Annotated in this window: 13 protein-coding genes; 5 read left to right on the forward strand and 8 right to left on the reverse strand. The window is 50.7% G+C overall.

Annotated features, from left to right (window positions below; genetic code table 11):
• Nucleotides 1-62 precede the first annotated feature (62 nt).
• A complete protein-coding gene (hrpA, locus tag LVQ76_RS07580; protein ID WP_232921333.1) occupies nt 63-3,962 on the reverse strand; it encodes an ATP-dependent RNA helicase HrpA in 3,900 nt (1,299 codons plus the stop codon).
• A 206-nt stretch (nt 3,963-4,168) separates the two neighbouring features.
• On the opposite strand from hrpA, the gene azoR reads away from it, so the two are divergent.
• Entirely contained in the window at nt 4,169-4,774 is a 606-nt protein-coding gene (azoR, locus tag LVQ76_RS07585; RefSeq protein ID WP_034455656.1) for an FMN-dependent NADH-azoreductase, read from the forward strand.
• Between the two features lie 570 nt (nt 4,775-5,344).
• On the opposite strand, the gene LVQ76_RS07590 is transcribed toward azoR, so the two are convergent.
• From LVQ76_RS07590 to LVQ76_RS07615, 6 genes are all read right to left on the reverse strand, one after another.
• Nucleotides 5,345-6,814, reverse strand: a complete 1,470-nt coding sequence (locus LVQ76_RS07590; protein ID WP_232903608.1) for a pyridoxal phosphate-dependent decarboxylase family protein — start codon at nt 6,812-6,814, stop codon at nt 5,345-5,347.
• Between the two features lie 18 nt (nt 6,815-6,832).
• On the reverse strand, nt 6,833-8,218 hold the full coding sequence (locus LVQ76_RS07595; protein WP_151993440.1) for a diaminobutyrate--2-oxoglutarate transaminase: 1,386 nt from the start codon (nt 8,216-8,218) through the stop codon (nt 6,833-6,835).
• A gap of 573 nt (nt 8,219-8,791) precedes the next feature.
• A complete protein-coding gene (locus LVQ76_RS07600; protein WP_232921334.1) occupies nt 8,792-9,091 on the reverse strand; it encodes a hypothetical protein in 300 nt (99 codons plus the stop codon).
• Nucleotides 9,092-9,281: 190 nt separating this feature from the next.
• A complete protein-coding gene (locus LVQ76_RS07605; RefSeq protein WP_151993438.1) occupies nt 9,282-9,605 on the reverse strand; it encodes a YdbL family probable chaperone protein in 324 nt (107 codons plus the stop codon).
• A gap of 5 nt (nt 9,606-9,610) precedes the next feature.
• Nucleotides 9,611-9,811 carry a YnbE family lipoprotein gene (locus LVQ76_RS07610; protein ID WP_154150374.1) on the reverse strand — a complete coding sequence of 67 codons (201 nt, stop codon included), beginning with the start codon at nt 9,809-9,811 and terminating at the stop codon, nt 9,611-9,613.
• Nucleotides 9,808-12,450 (reverse strand): YdbH family protein, encoded by a 2,643-nt coding sequence (locus tag LVQ76_RS07615; protein WP_232921335.1) that lies wholly within the window; start codon nt 12,448-12,450, stop codon nt 9,808-9,810. The genes LVQ76_RS07610 and LVQ76_RS07615 overlap by 4 nt, the downstream gene beginning before the upstream one ends.
• 222 nt (nt 12,451-12,672) lie before the next feature.
• On the opposite strand from LVQ76_RS07615, the gene LVQ76_RS07620 reads away from it, so the two are divergent.
• Both LVQ76_RS07620 and hslJ read left to right on the forward strand, forming a co-directional pair.
• Nucleotides 12,673-13,662, forward strand: a complete 990-nt coding sequence (locus tag LVQ76_RS07620; protein ID WP_064518747.1) for a 2-hydroxyacid dehydrogenase — start codon at nt 12,673-12,675, stop codon at nt 13,660-13,662.
• A 121-nt stretch (nt 13,663-13,783) separates the two neighbouring features.
• Nucleotides 13,784-14,209 carry a heat shock protein HslJ gene (gene hslJ / locus LVQ76_RS07625; protein ID WP_232921336.1) on the forward strand — a complete coding sequence of 142 codons (426 nt, stop codon included), beginning with the start codon at nt 13,784-13,786 and terminating at the stop codon, nt 14,207-14,209.
• Nucleotides 14,210-14,214: 5 nt separating this feature from the next.
• Here hslJ and LVQ76_RS07630 read toward each other — a convergent pair whose 3' ends face one another.
• Nucleotides 14,215-14,481 (reverse strand): putative hemolysin, encoded by a 267-nt coding sequence (locus LVQ76_RS07630; protein WP_151993434.1) that lies wholly within the window; start codon nt 14,479-14,481, stop codon nt 14,215-14,217.
• Nucleotides 14,482-14,769: 288 nt separating this feature from the next.
• Here LVQ76_RS07630 and nifJ point away from each other — a divergent pair, with 288 nt between their 5' ends.
• Both nifJ and paeX read left to right on the forward strand, forming a co-directional pair.
• Nucleotides 14,770-18,300 (forward strand): pyruvate:ferredoxin (flavodoxin) oxidoreductase, encoded by a 3,531-nt coding sequence (gene nifJ, locus LVQ76_RS07635; RefSeq protein WP_232921337.1) that lies wholly within the window; start codon nt 14,770-14,772, stop codon nt 18,298-18,300.
• 176 nt (nt 18,301-18,476) lie between these two features.
• Nucleotides 18,477-19,418, forward strand: a complete 942-nt coding sequence (gene paeX, locus LVQ76_RS07640) for a pectin acetylesterase PaeX (protein ID WP_232903611.1) — start codon at nt 18,477-18,479, stop codon at nt 19,416-19,418.
• Nucleotides 19,419-19,454 lie beyond the last annotated feature (36 nt).

Here is a 19,454-nt window from a genome sequence, read left to right on the forward strand (position 1 = left end):
AGAGGACCCCAGTGGAGCGGTCAGAATTTGACCGCTCATGGAGTATAGAAGTGGAGTCGGGCTTACGCCGTAATCTGTTCCATCGCCTGTAAAATACGCTTATCAGAAATCGGATAAGGCGTACCCAATTGCTGCGCAAAGAAGCTCACACGCAGCTCTTCGATCATCCAGCGGATCTCCTGCACGTCTTCGTCAACCCGGCGTGCTGGTGGCAGTTTGTTCAGCCACTGCTGCCAGGTTTGCTGCACGTGTTCCACTTTCAGCATTTGCACGCGGTCACGATGCGGATCGACGGCCATTTTCTCGAGGCGTTTCTCAATGGCATTCAGGTAACGCAGCGTATCGCCCAAACGTTTGTAGCCGTTTCCGGTGACAAAACCGCGATAAACCAGCCCGCTCATTTGGGCTTTTACATCCGACAGACCCAGCGCCATGGTCATATCCACGCGCCCTTTCAGGCGTTTGTTGATGTTGAAAACGGCGGTGAGGATTTGTTCGACCTGCTTCGCAATCTCTACCACCGTGTCATTGAGCTCGGCGCGTACCTTCTCATGCAGCGCGGCAAAGCCCTCTTCACTCCAGACTGGCCCACCGGCCTGCGCAATGAGCTTATCAACCCCACAAGAAATGCAGTCGTCAATCAAATCCATGACTTTGCCGTACGGGTTAAAGTACAAACCGAGTTTGGCTTTGTTCGGCAGCTTTTCATGCAGGTATTTAATCGGCGATGGAATGTTCAGCAGCAGCAAGCGGCGCAAACCCCGCCACATCGCCTGTTGCTGTTCGAGCGGATTATCAAACAACTTGATTGCCACGCTCTCTTTTTCATCCACCAGCGCCGGGAAGGCCTTCATGCGGTAATTGCCGCGTTTCTGCTCGTAGCTTTCCGGCAGTGAACCAAAGCTCCAGATATGCAGGCCGCTTTGTTCGATACCGTCGTCTGCCACAGCCGAGAGCGTTTGCTGGACTTTCTCTTTCAGGCCACCTTTCAACTCGGTGAGGTCTTTGCCCTCTTTGAGTTTTTTGTTGTGCTCATCCACCACGCGGAAAGTCATTTTCAGGTGATCGGGCACCTGATCCCAATGCCAGTCTTCGCGGTCGATAGTAATGCCCGACATACGACGGAATTCACGCTCTAAACTTTCCAGCAGCGGCAGCCCCAGCGGCGTGGCACGGCCTAAAAACGCTTCGGCGTAGTTTGGCGCAGGCACAAAGTTACGGCGTACTGGCTTAGGCAATGACTTAATCAACGCAATAACCAGTTCACGGCGCACGCCCGGAATTTGCCACTCAAACCCGGCCTCTTCGACCTGGTTTAATAGCGGCAGCGGAATATGCACCGTCACACCATCGGCATCAGCACCCGGTTCAAACTGGTAAGTCAGGCGCAGCTTGAGATTGCCCTGATGCCAAAAGTTCGGGTAGTCGAGCTTGCTGACCTGTTCCGCGCCCTCTTTGATCAACATGCTCTTTTCGAAATTGAGCAGATCCGGCGTTTCTTTGCTGGCCTGTTTCCACCAGTTATCAAAGTGGCGTGCAGAAATCACATCGTGGGCAATGCGCTGGTCGTAAAACTCAAACATCGTGTCGTCGTCCACCAGAATGTCGCGGCGACGGGATTTGTGTTCAAGTTCTTCAATTTCATTACGCAGCTTGAGGTTATCGCGGAAGAACGTATGGCGGGTCTGCCAGTCACCTTCAACTAACGCATGGCGAATAAACAGCTCACGGCAAAGTGCCGGGTCAATCTGGCTGTAATTCACGTTGCGGGCAGCAACAATCGGCAAGCCGTACAGCGTGACTTTTTCTGTCGCCATCACCGCACCCTGCGATTTCTCCCAGTGCGGTTCGCTGTATGAGCGTTTTAATAAGTGTTGCGCCAGCGGCTCAACCCATTCCGGGTCGATACGAGCGGCAATGCGCCCCCACAGGCGGCTGGTTTCCACCAGTTCAGCAACCATCGTCCATTTTGGCGGTTTCTTAAATAAACCGGAGCCAGGGAAGATAGAGAAGCGAGCATTACGCGCGCCGGTGTATTCCTGTTTATCGGCATCTTTCTGGCCGATATGGGAAAGCAAACCGGTCAATAACGCACAGTGAACGGAGCGGAAATCCGCAGGTTCGCTGTTAATTGGCAAGCCAAGTTCTTTCACTACCTGGCGCAATTGGGTGTAGATATCCTGCCATTCGCGCACACGCAGGTAGTTCAGGTAATCGAGCTTGCACTGGCGGCGGAACTGGTTCGATGACAACTCTTTTTGCTGTTCGCCGAGGTAGTTCCACAGGTTCACAAAGCTAAGGAAATCAGATTCTTTGTCCTGGAAGCGACGATGTTTTTCATCCGACGCCTGCTGTTTGTCCATCGGGCGCTCGCGCGGGTCCTGAATCGACAAACCGGCCGTGATAATCATCACTTCGCGCACGCAGCCAAATTTCTGCGCTTCCAGAACCATTCGCGCAAGGCGCGGATCGACAGGTAACTGCGCAAGCTGGCGGCCTGATGCGGTGAGTTTATAAACGCTAAGATCTTCTTCGCTGGTGATAGCACCAAGCTCTTCAAGCAGGCGCACACCGTCCTGAATATTGCGTTTATCTGGCGCTTCCACAAACGGGAACGCGGCAATATCGCCAAGGCCAAGCGAAGTCATCTGCAAGATAACGGACGCCAGGTTGGTACGCAGAATTTCCGGATCGGTAAATTCCGGGCGCGACAGGAAATCGTCCTCGGAATAAAGACGAATACAGATCCCGTCAGAGACACGGCCACAACGACCTTTACGCTGGTTTGCCGAAGCTTGCGAAACCGGCTCAATAGGCAAACGCTGGACTTTGGTACGGTAGCTATAGCGGCTAATACGCGCCGTACCTGGGTCAATGACGTATTTAATGCCCGGCACGGTGAGCGATGTTTCAGCAACGTTTGTTGCCAGCACAATTCGACGCCCAACATGCGACTGGAAGACGCGGTTTTGCTCGCTATTCGATAAACGTGCATACAGCGGCAGCACTTCGGTGTGCGGCAGATTCAGCTTGTTGAGCGCATCAGCGGTGTCACGGATTTCGCGCTCGCCGCTCATGAAAATCAGAATATCTCCGGCACTTTCGTGGCCGAGTTCATCTACCGCATCGAAAATAGCCTGTAGCTGGTCGCGATCGGTATCGTCAGCATCTTCAACTATCGGGCGATAACGCACTTCTACCGGGTAAGTACGGCCAGACACTTCGATGATTGGCGCATTATTGAAATGGCGCGAGAAGCGCTGCGGATCGATGGTCGCAGAAGTGATGATGATTTTCAGATCCGGGCGACGCGGTAATAACTCACGCAAATAACCCAGCAGGAAATCGATGTTCAGACTACGTTCGTGCGCTTCATCGATGATGATGGTGTCGTACTGCATCAGCAGGCGATCTTGCTGAATTTCCGCCAGCAGGATGCCGTCGGTCATCAGTTTGACCATGGTGTTCTCACTGACGTGGTCAGTAAAACGCACCTTATAACCAACACAGCCGCCCGGCTCTGTTTGCAGCTCTTCCGCAATACGGTTGGCAACGGTTCGCGCCGCCAGACGGCGTGGCTGCGTGTGGCCAATCAGCCCTTTTAAGCCGCGCCCCAGTTCCATACAGATTTTTGGCAACTGCGTGGTTTTACCTGAGCCAGTTTCCCCCGCCACGATAACCACCTGATGGTCACGAATGGCATCGAAAATGTCCTGCTTTTTCTGACTTACAGGCAGGTTTTCTGGGTAGGTGATTTTTGGGCGCGAGGCTTCACGCAGCAGGACCTTACCGGCGGCGGAGTCAATCTCTTGCGCAAGTGAATCAAGCACAGCCTGCTGCGATTCAGGATTTTTCACCTTCTTCGCGCCATGTAAACGGCGCGAGAAGCGTTGTCTGTCGCGTAGCATTAAGCCATCAAGGCGAGAGAATAATGAGGACAGTGAGGGTTTTATGTTTTCCATTACGTAATCATCTGGGCAGCGCACTGCCTGGTAAGTCTGTATCGTCAATTAGCGCTAGATTAGCACATCACACCTTTTGACGCCTTGTTCAATAAAATCGAACATTGAGTTCGATATATTGCGCTATCACTGCAAGCGGATTGTGAATAATCTACACCACAGCAACGGGCAATCAGTCCCGAATGAACACAACAAAGGAATCACCCATGAGCAAAGTATTAGTCCTGAAGTCCAGCATCCTGGCAGGTTACTCTCAGTCAAATCAGCTGTCCGACTATTTTGTTGAACAATGGCGTGAAGAGCATAGCGCAGATGAAATCACCGTGCGTGATTTAGCTGCAAACCCAATCCCAGTATTGGATGGCGAGCTGGTTGGCGCACTGCGTCCAAGCGATGCGCCACTGTCACCACGTCAGCAAGAAGCTCTGGCGCTGTCTGATGAACTGATCGCCGAGCTGAAAGCTCACGACGTAATTGTTATCAACGCACCAATGTACAACTTCAACATTCCAACACAGTTGAAGAACTATTTCGACCTGGTAGCCCGTGCTGGCGTGACTTTCCGTTACACCGAAAAAGGCCCAGAAGGTTTGGTAACCGGCAAACGTGCTGTGGTTCTGACCAGCCGTGGCGGTATTCATAAAGATACCCCTACCGATCTGCTGGTTCCGTATCTGAACATTTTCTTAGGCTTTATCGGTATTACCGATGTGAACTATGTGTTCGCTGAAGGTATTGCATACGGCCCTGAAGTAGCGACTAAAGCGCAAACTGACGCGAAAGCGGCAATTGACAGCATCGTTACTGCGTAATTTTTAGATGGTAATTTTTGAAAACGGCAAACTTTATGTTTGCCGTTTTTTTATTTCTACAACAAAATAAAGATCAATAAGAACGACGAGACTAAAAAAGAAAGCCCAAACCATTCAGTATAAAGTAATGCAAAAGCGAACAAAGTATTCATTACCCACCAAAGGAATATGCGTTTTCGCAGTCCATGCCAGTCATATTCTGGATAACAGACATTTAGAATATAAATAGTTAAAGTTGTCAGGATAATCAAAATGTTATCATCCGTGAAACGCAGGCACAGCTAGTGAATGGGCGCTGTATACGTTCATTATGCGAGGGAGGTAATTTAAGCAATGTTAACTGTGTGAAAATTGTTTTGCAATTAGTGTTATTTGATATTGATAAACAAAAATAAGCACATTAAATCAATGAATTGCATTTAATTAACACATCAATAAATACTTTATACCTATGCATTACAAGAAATGCATTCACGGAACGGATTATATTGAGATAAATATTAATGGGGAATAAATAAGAAATGGGAAATAAGAGAGGCGGTTTATAACCGCCTCTCCTGGGGAACTTAATTAGCCAATTAATTGCTGGGCTGTTTTCTCAACCAACGCCAGCAGGACTTTAATATCCTCAAGCGTAACGGTCGGATTGAGCAGAGTCAGCTTCAGGCAAGTGACGCCGTTATGCTCAGTCACACCTACGTTTGCGCGGCCAGAGTCCAGCAATGCATCACCAATTTTCTGGTTCAGCAGTGCAATTTCTGCGTCGCTAGTAGAGGCCATTTGCTCAGGACGGAAACGGAACAGAACGCTCGCCAGTTGTGGTTTCATCACCAATTCAAGAGACGGCTCTTCAGTAACGTACTGCGCAACTTCTTGTGCAAGTGTCACACCATGATCGATGATCGCGGCGTATTGCTTCTGACCTAATGCTTCCAGACCCATCCACAGTTTCAGTGCGTCGAAACGGCGAGTCGTCTGCAAAGATTTAGACACCAGGTTTGGCACGCCAGCGGCTTCATCGAACTCAGAGTTCAGATAAGCCGCCTGATAGCGCATCAACTCGTAGTGGCGCGCTTCTTTCAGCAAGAAAGCACCACAGCTGATGGTCTGGAAGTATTGTTTGTGGAAGTCCAGGGTGATGGAGTCCACTAACTCAATACCGTCCAGATAGTCGCGATATTTCTCGGACATCAACAACGCACCGCCCCACGCTGCATCAACATGCACCCAAATCTGGTGCTCTGCTGCCAGGGTGGCGATTTCACGCAGCGGATCAATTGCGCCAGCATCGGTAGTACCCGCTGTTGCAACAATCGCCAGGATCTGTTCGTCGTTTGCCTTAGCCTGTGCCAGTTTCTCGCGCAGATCGTTAATATCCATACGCGCGAATTCATCGGTTTTCACCAACGTCACTGACTGGTAACCGAGGCCCATTAAAGCCATGTTCTTCTGCACTGAGAAGTGTGCGTTTTCAGAACACAGGACTTTAATCTTTTTCAGGTTGCCTACCAGGCCATCTTGCTGGATGGAGTGGCCCTGGCGCGCAAAGAACGCGTCACGAGCCAACATCAGGCCCATCAGGTTGCTCTGGGTGCCACCACTGGTGAACACGCCAGCATCGCCTGCCTGATAACCCACTTGAGCACGCAGCCATTCAATCAGCTTCATCTCAATGATGGTCGCAGACGGGCTTTGATCCCATGAGTCCATGCTCTGGTTTGTGGCGTTGATCAATACTTCTGCAGCCTGGCTGATAACCAGACTTGGGCAATGCAAGTGCGCGACACACTGCGGGTGATGCACCGACAGGCTGTCTTTTAAGAAGTATTCGATCGCACGCTCAATAGCGACCTGGTTGCCCAGGCCCTGAGGATTAAAATCCAGTTGAATGCGTTCACGCAGTTCAGCAACAGATTTACCCTGATACATCTCAGGTTGCTGCAACCACTGCACAACAGCCGCGCTGGTCTGTGCAATGGCCTGCTGGTAGGCTTCAGTGCTTTGCGCTGAGCCTGCCAGGATAGGATTTAATTCAGACATCGAGGTCATTAACTCCACTCAAACAGGCTTGATGCCAGCCGCTAACAGCGCCTGCTCAAACTTATCGAGGAAAATAGCCAGCTCATCATTAGTGATAAGCAAAGATGGTAGCAGACGCAGTACGACGCCATTACGGCCACCACGCTCCAGAATCAGCCCTGCTTTGAAGCAGTTCTTCTGCAACAATGCGGACAACTCAGCATCAGCTGGGTAGCAACCCATATGATCTTTGGCTTCGTTTGGTTTAACGATTTCGATACCGATCATTAAGCCCAGACCACGAACCTGGCCAATGACCGGGTAACGTTTTTGCAGCTCAGCCAGTTTGCCTTTCAGCCACTCGCCCTGTGCTGCAACTTTGTCAGCAATCTTGTTTTCAGTCAGATGCTTCAGAGTTGTCAGACCGGTTGCCATCGCCAGTTGGTTACCACGGAAAGTACCGGTGTGGTGGCCAGGTGACCATGCGTCAAACTCTTTCTTAATGCCCAGAACAGCCAGTGGCAAACCACCACCAACCGCTTTAGACATAACAATGATGTCCGGCTCGATACCCGCATGTTCGAAGGCGAACAATTTACCGGTACGGCAGAAGCCAGCCTGAACTTCATCGATGATCAGCAGAATGCCGTGTTCTTTGGTGACTTTGCGAATGCGCTGCAGCCACTCAACAGGAGCTGGGTTCACGCCACCTTCACCCTGAACCGCTTCCAGAATGACGGCCGCAGGTTTGCGCACGCCACTCTCAACGTCGTTGATCAGGTTTTCGAAGTAGTAAGTTAATGCTTTCACGCCAGCTTCACCGCCAATACCCAGCGGGCAGCGGTACAGGTGCGGATAAGGCATAAACTGAACTTCAGGCATCATGCCATCAACCGCTTCTTTCGGTGACAGGTTACCTGTTACGGAAAGTGCGCCATGAGTCATGCCGTGATAGCCACCAGAGAAGCTGATGATGCCTGAACGACCGGTAACTTTCTTAGCCAGTTTCAGCGCAGCTTCAACTGCATCCGCACCGGATGGACCGGTGAATTGCAGGCAATATTCTTTACCCTGACCTGGCAATAAAGAGAGAAGATATTCCGAGAACTGATCTTTCAACGGTGTTGTAAGATCCAGTGTATGTAACGGCAAGCCGCTGGTAATGACATTTTGGATGCTTTGCAGCACGTCAGGATGGTTATGCCCAAGAGCAAGCGTACCCGCACCGGCCAGGCAATCAAGATATTGATTATTCTCAACATCAGTGATCCAAACACCGTTGGCCTGCGCAATTGCTAAAGGCAATTTACGTGGATAACTTCTGACATTCGATTCAAATTCAGCTTGACGCGCCAAATAGGTTTCATTGTTACCATTGAATGAATTAGCACCTAAACTATCAATACGGACTTTATCCGTCATCATATCTCTCCCACAGCTGCCGGTTCGTTAATTTGGCAGTTGAATTAATGAATGTAGAAAAACTGAGCACCATGTAAAAAACGCCGTCAATATAGGTTCTTTTTACTCCCTACTCAATATTTTATTTTGTGAATGTCTGTATGTTGTCCTAATGTTTTTATCTTGTACTTATTTTATGAAAATCAGTGCATTATCTACGCATCAGCTTCTTGTGCTGTGCGTTTGCCTTTGTGTAGTCATTAACTTCACTTATTTGCATTTTTACAGCTAAATAATTCGATACGCCCAATCTCAGTATGAGATGCAACGAGGTACTGTCACGTAAATCCTACCTAACGGATACGACCGTTCATGAGGAGGCTGTTTTCTTAATCGAGAATGTACTTAAAAAATATAAGGTGAATATTTTAAATAGAATAAAAACCAATCACTGGTTTTAAATTAAGCTGCTGAGAAAATAAGCTTTTTATTTCGGATGCTATATAAATATATGTTAATAGCACCTAAACGAGACCAGCATTAAGACCTCTGGTTGGTAACCGTTTGATGCTATACAACAACTGATCCACTTATTCCTTAATGACGGATTGAACCGGGTTGTCTGAGGTTGCCCGTGTGCCCAAAAGCCGGCATTGGCGAGGATGAGGATGTAGGGTTGATAGTCTGCGAATCGCTCCCACTAAGACCAGCTACGGTATCGCTAGTCCCAAGGCCGGCAACTGTATCACTGCCTATTAAGTCGACGGTTCCCGTTTGTTGACTGCTGCTCGATGAACTGCCTGAGCCCATATTACTTGCTCCAGAGTTCATCGTTAATTGCGCGAACGCCGCTGTGGTAACCAGAGATAGCACCACGGTCAAAATAATCTTTTTCATTAGTTGTTCCTCATCCAGTACTCATATCTGTATCCATAGTACGGAAGAAAAGAGTGGCTTTTTGTCCCTATACTATTTCACGCATACAGGTAAATGAGCGGACTTCAGAACAACGGTATCGCTAATACATGCGTGTACAATCCGTGTCATCAAAGCAACTTCAGTGTAGCCCAGCGCCTTGTGTCACGAGTTATTTTTTCATCCATTGGCCGTTAATGCCGCGTACGAATTCGCCCGGTTGTGCGCGAGCCACCAGCTTCTGCCCGGCCAATTCTGCGACCTGGTTTGCTGAGATATTGTTGCTGTCTGCCAGTTTCTGATAATTTTCCGCACGCGCTTCGTTAATGCTTTTCACCAACGCCAGCGTCTCTTTATCTTGTTTAATTGGCGCAACATAACCGCTTAGTGTCTCCCCCACTCGCCCTTGCTGGCGTGCTTCCGACAGGGTTAATGCCAATGCCTGTTGGCTCAGTAATATGCTTGCCAGTAAAACACTCTTAACGATTTTGTTCATGAGCTTCACTCCTGACCAAACAAATCGCTGCGGTTTTTAAGCAACGTTTCAACGTCTTTATCGACTTTAATATGAATCTCATGCTCGATTTTCACGTTCATATTAATGGTGATAGGTTCTTTTGGCGCCGCGACTTCAATACGCGGCGTGCATCCCGTTAACCCGGCAATCCCTGTCAGCAGGAGCATAGCGATGACGATTTTCATTGTGTTTCCTCACAAGCTTTATCGCGAGCCTGGCAGCGCACATCCGGCAGTTCGGTATGTTGCTCAAGCCAGGTTTGCAAATTGTCCCCAAAACGCAGGCTGCGCCAAAGCGTAAAGAGGTTTTCCTGATGGCTGTAGTTCAGCCGCACTTCATTCCTTTTCCCTTCAACCTGGCTTGTGCCCCGCACATTCGCCCGCAAAGTTAGCACGCCAAGATTATCTAAATTGATATCTGTCCAGGAATGAGAAATCTCCATATAACGCAGCCAGTTAACCGCAACACCTGCAGCAATATTGTTCTCAACAATGGCATCAGCCATATCTTTATCCAGCCGCAATGTCAGTGGCCCAGGGTTTGTCAGCCAGCCACCTTTAATGATCCATTGTGGATGGTTAAGCCACAGCGGTAAGGCACCATTCACACGCCCGGACATGGTGAACTGTTTGGGATTGACCGCAGTAATCAATTCGCTCGACGAGATATTTTCTAAGCGTAGCAAGGCCGCATCGCGTTGTGGCATGCGCAACTGCTGCATTCGTAATTTTCCACCCAGAAGATCCACATTAACGTTACTGAGCATCAACGGCTGCTTTTCACTCCATGGATACCAACCTTCAAGATCGGCCGTGACATTTGTCGCGGCAATCTGATTTTTAACTTCGGCTATCCGCAATGTGACCGGACCATCAGTCCCTAATCGCCAGGTGCTGTGGCTAAAGCGGAATGGCAGCACAAAATCAACACCATTAATTTGGTTATCCGGCAACCAGACGCTGCCATTTTTCACCACACCATGGCCGCCGGCCTCAAACCCTTGCCCTGCGGCTGCGGAAAAAGCCACCTGTGAATAGAGCGAGCCATCTTTTAAAGTCATTTTCCAGTCAGCGGGGATAAGCGACTGGAACACAGTTAAACCTTGCTGTGGCCACCACGCATTACCGCGCAGGCGCACACCATCCCAGCGGCCATTCACACGTACCGGGCCAATACTCCCTGCGTGGAGGTCACCTTTATACTGGAATGAAGAAGGGTCTTCGCCCGTGACGCTAAAGGTTAATGTTGACGGCGGTAACGTACTGCCACCGCTGAAAGTCGTTTCTCCCGCATTGAGGATAAACGCGCCATCAAAAGTTGGAGCTGTTTGCGCACGCTGCCAGTGAAGAGGCCTCTCCAGTTTCAAGCGTGGTTCAGTGACCAGCATTGAGCCATACTCAAGCTTGTCAAAGCCGGTAGAAAGCGAGCTAAGTTCAATCACGCTATCGCGCCACACTCCTTGCCCACGCACATCCCACTTAGCCTGCATCGGGGTAAACTCACCCTTCCCCCAATACTTCCATCGCCATAACCCAGCATCTGGCAAAAAGTCATCCGCTTTACCATCCAGATGCAGCTCGAAATTACCCATCTGGTTTTCGTGTGCGCGAACAATTGCCTGCAACCGACCATCGACACCGCGTTGCGTGACACTGACTCCAGCCAGTGGCCAACGGATTTCATCGACGTCGATGGAGTCGATGACACGCCCACGCGATCGCAGTAGAGCGCCTGGACGGAACAACAATTTTGGATCGGCAATCGCCCCGCTAATTTCACCCGGCAGCACTGCGTAAAACACCATGCCATCTTGTTTTGCTTCACCGGTTAATTGCACCGGTAAGGAGCTGTTGATCATGCTGAGCTTCCCGGGGCCAATATTTAACACCGCGTTGGCTTTCCCGGCACTACCCTGCGTGACGACGTTCATACGCCCGCTGATTAAGGCCTTTTCTAGCCCTTGCTTCCAGTCATCAATCCGTAAAGCAATGCCACCTCGCAGCGGGAACCCGGCATAGGGCCAGAACCACTGCCCACCATTGACTTCAAAAATGTTCTCACTGATGGTCCATGGCAGCGTCAATAATGCCTCAGCCGCAGCAGGCTTCTTCAGTGAAAATGAACCCTGATCATCATTCCAGTTCACAATGACATCGACCAACTCAGGCTCTTGTGGAATGCGTAATTTAGTTGCGAGATGACCCTGTTCAGGCAGTTTATCGGTAAGCGGAGGTAAGGTAATGGTGCCGACAAGTTCCAGCGGGTCCATACCAGCAAAAGCCTGAATCTTTAACTTTTGCAGATTGAGCATTTGACCGTTTAGCTGCGCATCAACGCTGAGCGATGGGCCTTGGTAGTGAACCGTTTGCTGCTGCGGTGTTAACGTTAAACGTAAACCGCCGGAGAACTGTTGAAAGGGGGTTACATTGACCCTATCTATAGTAAGCAGGCTTTCAGGCAGCAGTGATTGCCACTCGGCCAAAGTACGCGGTGCGGCTGGGCCAGATTCGTCGAGAGGAATTTTACTCAGGCAATCAACGTTAAGATTGAGCGTATCAAGATGAATGCGCCAGCGTTTGGGGTGGCTAAGAGAGGCGTCTTTTATCGTCGCCAGCTCGCAATCTCCGGCAAGATAACGTAAATCAGGAACGATTATCGCACCACGCGTAAATCGTGGGCTGGCTTCCATAGCAATGCGTGTCCCTTGCGGCAGCCAGATACCGGCAAGCGTTGGCAGCCAATGGGCTATAGTCATCAGAAGCGTTAACGGTAGTAGAATGAATATCATTACCAACGCAATAATGGCTTTATATTTACCCTTCATGGGTGGTTAATATCCTGATTCTGCGACAATTATGTGCCCATTTAAACAACATATGCGATCATTCTTGCATTATTTGGACCGGACGTGAAGGTCGTGCCTGGTATAAGCGTAGCCAACCTTGAGTTAGCAGTAGAATTTCATGCTTGAAAATAAATTTTAATATTTGTAAGAATATTTTAAGCGTGATAATTTTACATCAATATTATTCTGGAGATAAGTCTCATGAAACTGGCAGTGTATAGCACAAAACAGTACGACAAAAAGTATCTGGAGCAGGTTAACAATGAATATGGCTTTGATCTTGAATTTTTCGACTTCCTGCTAACCGAAAAAACAGCCAAAACTGCTCATGGTTGCGATGGTGTTTGTATCTTTGTGAATGACGACGGTAGCCGCCCTGTTCTCGAAGAACTCAAAAGGCATGGTGTGAAGTTCATCGCATTGCGCTGCGCGGGCTTTAACAACGTCGATCTCGACGCTGCTAAAGAGTTAGGCCTGCCGGTGGTACGAGTACCAGCTTATTCACCAGAAGCCGTAGCAGAACATGCACTCGGCATGATGATGTGCCTGAACCGTCGTATTCACCGCGCTTATCAGCGTACCCGCGATGCGAACTTCTCTCTTGAAGGGCTGACTGGCTTCACCATGTACGGCAAAACCGCCGGTGTGATTGGCACCGGTAAGATTGGTATTGCTGCGCTGAGAATTTTGAAAGGCTTCGGGATGCGCTTGCTGGCGTTCGATCCGTACCCAAGTGCAGCCGCACTTGAACTGGGTGTGGAATATGTCGATTTGCCAACGCTGTTCGCACAGTCAGATGTTATTTCACTGCACTGCCCTCTGACGCCTGAGAACTATCATTTACTTGACCAGGCTGCATTTGCACAGATGAAAGATGGCGTGATGATTATCAACACCAGTCGTGGCGCTTTGATTGATTCCCAAGCCGCTATTGATGCGCTGAAGAACCAAAAAATTGGTGCACTGGGAATGGACGTTTACGAGAACGAACGCGATCTGTTCTTTGAAGATAAATCTAACGATGTGATTCAGGATGACGTGTTCCGCCGCCTGTCGGCCTGCCATAACGTGCTGTTTACCGGCCACCAGGCATTCCTGACTGCGGAAGCGTTAACCAGCATTTCCGAAACGACGCTGGAAAATTTGCGTCAGTTAGAGAACGGCGAGCCTTGTGTTAATCAGGTGAGCTAATCAATGGCGGATGGCGCAACGTCATCCGCCATTTTTAAGATTATACCCAGTGGATGAATCCATAAATTTGCTACAATCCCCAGCAACTCATTGATGAACTGAATAACTTAGGGAAAAGAAGATGAAAAAATTAGCTTCAATTGCTCTGGCTGCAATGGTACTGGCCGGTTGCGCCCAATCGAAGGACAAATCCTCTGTCACCGCACAAGACCTGCAACACCACCGCTATGTTCTGCAAAGTGTTGACGGCAAGCCGTTAACCGGCATTGATCGCACACCGGAACTGAGTTTCGGTGAGAACATGCACATTGCAGGCAGCATGTGTAACCGCTTTATGGGCCAGGCGACGCTTGAAGGCGATACGCTGAAAGCGAAAGGTCTGGGAATGACCATGATGATGTGCGCGGAACCGCAGCTTAACGGGCTGGATCGCATGATTAACGACATGCTGACTACGGGCGCAAAAGTTGACTTAGCTCCGCAACAACTGACGCTCAAAACCAGCCAGCATACTTTAGTTTATAAACTGGCCGATCTGGTCAACTGATTAGGTTAGTACGCCCCACAAGTCCCGGCGGCAAGCGCATTTTCACTACAGCGTTTGCCGTTCGGCATCGCGCACATTCCGATTGCCGAACCATCAAGCTGACGGGCAACACTCAACGTCCCACCAATCATTGCACAACTCGCCTGCCCCTGATTTGACATTGCTGCGCGCATACCAGGCGGTACGTGAGCTGCAGTGGCTTGTTGAGGTGGTTCACTACTACATGCCGACAATAACAGTACGGCAAATCCCGCTAAAAACGCAGCTCGCATTACTCTTCTCCCCCTGAACGTTGCAAAACCTAAGAATCATAAGCGCAGGCGTTGCGTTGCGTCGAGGCCGTAAAGCCATAAAATGTGTGTGATTTTGCAATAGAGATCACTTTATTGCGCAAAACATAACCACCCACCCCTTTTCACGACTTCAATCAAGGTTCAACACAAGACACAAAAGCGAAAATCACCTCCTGTGAGCTTTGCTAGAATTAAAAGATTATTCTTCGACTCGCGCAGGCATGCGGGTCTTTTTCAGTATTTATTGCGCAATGTAAGGGTGTCTCCATGATCACAATCGACGGCAATGGTGCAGTCGCGTCAGTGGCATTTCGCGCCAGTGAAGTAATTGCCATCTACCCGATTACTCCCAGTTCAACCATGGCAGAGCTTGCTGATGCATGGTCGGGGGACGATCGCAAAAACGTGTGGGGCGATACGCCACGCGTCGTAGAAATGCAGTCTGAAGCGGGCGCCATCGCCGCCGTTCACGGCGCGCTGCAAACCGGCGCGCTTTCCACATCATTTACTTCATCGCAGGGTTTACTGCTGATGATTCCGACACTCTACAAACTGGCAGGTCAACTGACGCCGTTTGTGCTACATGTCGCGGCGCGTACTGTTGCCACCCACGCGCTCTCTATTTTTGGTGATCACTCGGACGTGATGGCGATTCGCCAGACCGGCTGCGCTATGCTATGCGCCAGCAGCGTTCAGGAAGCACAAGACTTCGCGCTGATTTCGCATATCGCCACCCTAAAGAGTCGCGTGCCATTTATTCATTTCTTCGATGGTTTCCGCACATCACATGAAATCAATAAAATTGTCCCGATGGCCGACAGCACCATTCTGGAACTGCTGCCGCAAAAAGAGATTGATGAGCACCGTGCTCGCGCACTAAACCCTGATCACCCGGTGATCCGGGGCACCTCCGCTAATCCGGATACTTATTTCCAGTCCCGCGAAGCCAGTAACCTTTGGTACGATGCGGTGTACGAGCACGTTGAGCAGGCGATGAACAGCTTCGCCGCCACCACAGGCCGCCAGTATCGCCCGTTTGAATACTACGGCCACCCGCAAGCCGAACGCGTGATTATCCTGATGGGCTCTGCCATCGGGACATGTGAAGAAGTCGTCGACGAATTACTGACGCGCGGCGAGAAAGTCGGCGTGCTGAAAGTTCGCCTGTTCCGCCCTTTCTCCGCCGACCATCTATTAGAAGTGCTGCCAGAAAGCGCGCGCCAGATTGCCGTGCTCGACCGCACCAAAGAACCCGGTGCGCTGGCAGAGCCGTTGTATCTCGACGTGATGACTTCACTTGCCGAAGCATTTAACCGTGGCGAACGTGAAACGTTGCCACGCGTGATTGGCGGGCGCTACGGCCTCTCTTCAAAAGAGTTTGGTCCGGATTGTGTGCTGGCGGTATTTAACGAACTGAAAGAAGCTAAACCGCGCCCTCGCTTTACGGTCGGGATTTACGACGACGTCACTAATTTATCCCTGCCATTGCCAGAAAACACTCTGCCGAACCGCGCCAAACTCGAAGCACTGTTTTACGGCCTGGGCAGCGACGGCAGCGTGTCAGCCACCAAAAACAACATCAAAATCATCGGTAACTCGACGCCGTTCTTCACCCAGGGTTATTTCGTCTATGACTCGAAAAAAGCCGGTGGCCTGACTGTCTCTCACCTGCGCGTCAGCGAGCAGCCGATTAACTCGACCTACCTGATTGATAAAGCAGACTTTGTTGGCTGCCACCAGTTGCAGTTTATCGACAAGTATCAGATGACCGAGCGCCTGAAACCGGGCGGTATTTTCCTGCTCAACACGCCTTATAGCGCGGACGAAGTGTGGCACCGCCTGCCACAAGAAGTGCAGGCAGTTCTGAACCAGAAAAAAGCGCGTTTCTTTGTGGTCAACGCGGCGAAAATCGCCCGTGAATGCCAGTTGGGTGCGCGTATCAACACCGTTATGCAGATGGCATTCTTCCACCTCACCAATATTCTGCCGGGCGACAGCGCGCTGGCGGAACTGCAAGGTGCGATTGCTAAAAGTTACAGCAGCAAAGGTCAGGAACTGGTCGAACGTAACTGGCAGGCGCTGGCATTAGCGCGTGAATCCCTCGCCGAAGTGACCTTGCAGGAAGTGAACGAAAGCAGCCCGATGCGCCCGCCAGTTGTTTCCGATGCGGCACCGGATTTCGTCAAAACCGTCACCGCCGCGATGCTCGCTGGGCTTGGCGACGCGTTGCCAGTTTCTGCACTGCCACCAGACGGCACCTGGCCGATGGGCACCACGCAGTGGGAAAAACGCAACATCGCCGAAGAAATCCCTATCTGGAAGCCGGACATTTGTACCCAGTGTAACCACTGCGTTGCCGCCTGCCCGCACTCGGCGATTCGCGCCAAAGTGGTGCAGCCAGAAGCGATGGAAAACGCCCCTTCCGCCTTGCAATCTCTGGATGTGAAATCACGCGACATGCGTGGGCAAAAATACGTGTTGCAAGTGGCACCGGAAGATTGCACCGGCTGTAATTTATGTGTCGAAGTTTGCCCGGCGAAAGATCGACAGAACCCGGAAATCAAGGCCATCAATATGATGTCGCGCCTTGAGCACGTTGAAGAAGAAAAAGAGAATTACGATTTCTTCCTCAAGCTGCCTGAAATGGATCGCACCAGCCTCGAACGCATTGATATTCGTACTTCTCAGCTGCTGACGCCGCTGTTCGAATACTCCGGCGCCTGTTCTGGTTGTGGCGAAACACCGTATATCAAACTGCTGACCCAGCTTTACGGCGATCGCATGTTAATTGCCAACGCCACAGGTTGCTCGTCAATTTATGGCGGTAACTTGCCTTCAACACCGTACACCACCGATGCCAATGGGCGCGGTCCGGCATGGGCGAACTCGCTGTTTGAAGACAACGCCGAATTTGGTTTAGGTTTCCGTCTGACCGTCGATCAACATCGCGCCCGCGTGATGCGTCTGGTCGGTAAGTTTGCCGATAAACTGCCCGCTGAACTGAATGAACAACTGCATAGCGAAGCCACTCCAGAAGTGCGCCGCGAACAGGTTATCGAATTGCGCAAACATCTGGCCGATATCGACGACCCGGACGCGCGCCAGCTCATCACCGACGCCGATGCGATGGTTGATAAATCTATCTGGTTGATTGGTGGCGACGGCTGGGCGTATGACATTGGTTTTGGCGGGCTGGACCACGTATTAAGCCTGACCGAAAACGTCAACATTCTGGTACTCGATACGCAGTGTTACTCCAACACCGGCGGCCAGGCATCGAAAGCGACACCGCTGGGTGCAGTAACTAAGTTTGGCGAACACGGCAAGCGTAAAGCACGTAAGGATCTCGGCGTCAGCATGATGATGTACGGGCATGTTTATGTGGCGCAGATTTCGCTCGGCGCGCAGCTTAACCAGACGGTGAAAGCGATTCAGGAAGCGGAAGCCTATCCGGGCCCATCGCTAATTATCGCCTACAGCCCATGTGAAGAGCACGGTTATGACCTGGCGCTCAGTCACGATCAGATGCGCCAGTTGACGGCGACCGGCTTCTGGCCGCTATATCGCTTCGACCCGCGTCGTGCCGATGAAGGCAAACTGCCGCTGGCACTCGACTCTCGCCCACCGTCGGATGCATTGGCTGATACGTTGATGAAAGAGCAACGTTTCCGCCGCCTGAATGCACAGCAGCCAGAAGTTGCCGAACAGTTATGGAAAGATGCCGCTGTAGATCTGCAAAAACGCTACGACTTCCTGGCTCAGATGGCAGGAAAAGCGGAAAAGGCTGACAGCGAGTAACCGCTCTGTTTCGCGCTTATCTTCCTCTCAATAATGGAGTGAAGATAAGCGCGAGCATCATTTCAAAACAACATTTCAACTTAATCGGCCTCTTGATTCATAAATGAGCACCACCTCGCCTTTTTCTTATTAACGGCATGTTATATCTCAGTTAATCATTCGAAAAAGGAAAGGTTATGTTAGGTCGCTCTCTACTCGCAACGTCAATATTGCTGTCTATGAGTGGTGCCGCACTGGCACTACCTGAATTTCCTGTCTGGCCCCAGGGTGAAGCACCGGGTGCAAAAAACAGTCTGGTTAAACAAGAAACGGTCGACAGACGCAAGGATGGCGGGCTGGCTGACCGCGCGGTAACAGGTATTCGTACCCCAACCATCACTGCTTATTTGCCTAAAAAACCCAACGGTGTGGCGTTGTTAGTCACGCCTGGCGGCTCCTACCAACGCGTGGTTCTGGACAAAGAAGGCAGCGATCTGGCCCCCATTTTCAATGCCCACGGCTACACCCTATTTGTGATGACTTACCGTATGCCGGCTGATGGACATGCGGAAGGTTCAGACACGCCACTGGTCGATGCTCAACGAGCTATTCGTACCCTGCGTGCCGATGCTGAAAAGTGGAAAATCGATCCACACCGCATTGGGGTACTGGGGTTTTCGGCGGGCGGCCATGTCGCAGCAAGCCTGGGAACGCGTTACAACGAGTCCGTTTACCCAGTAACGGATGAAACAGACAAACTCAGTGCGCGCCCTGACTTTATGGCACTGATGTATCCGGTGATCACCATGCAGGAAAGCATCGCCCATCCCGGGTCGCGTAAAGCCTTGATTGGTGAGAAACCCACGCCTGAGCAGATAAAGAAATATTCACCGGAGCAAAATGTGACGGCCCAGACGCCGCCAACGTTTATCGTTCATGCGGTGGATGACCCTTCTGTGCCAGTTGATAACAGCCTGGTGATGTTCTCGGCCTTACGCGCCCAGCACGTTCCGGTGGAAATGCATCTTTTCCAGGAAGGTAAACATGGGTTTGGGATTCGCGGTGCAGCCGGTTTGCCTGCCGCCAGCTGGCCGGAATTATTGATGAACTGGATTAAGGCGTTGCCCGCTTCTGAATAATTCGAGTTGCAGCCAGGCGACAAGGGAACATAGCCA

This window comes from Buttiauxella cochleicola (genome assembly GCF_021283185.1).
GTDB lineage: Bacteria > Pseudomonadota > Gammaproteobacteria > Enterobacterales > Enterobacteriaceae > Buttiauxella > Buttiauxella massiliensis.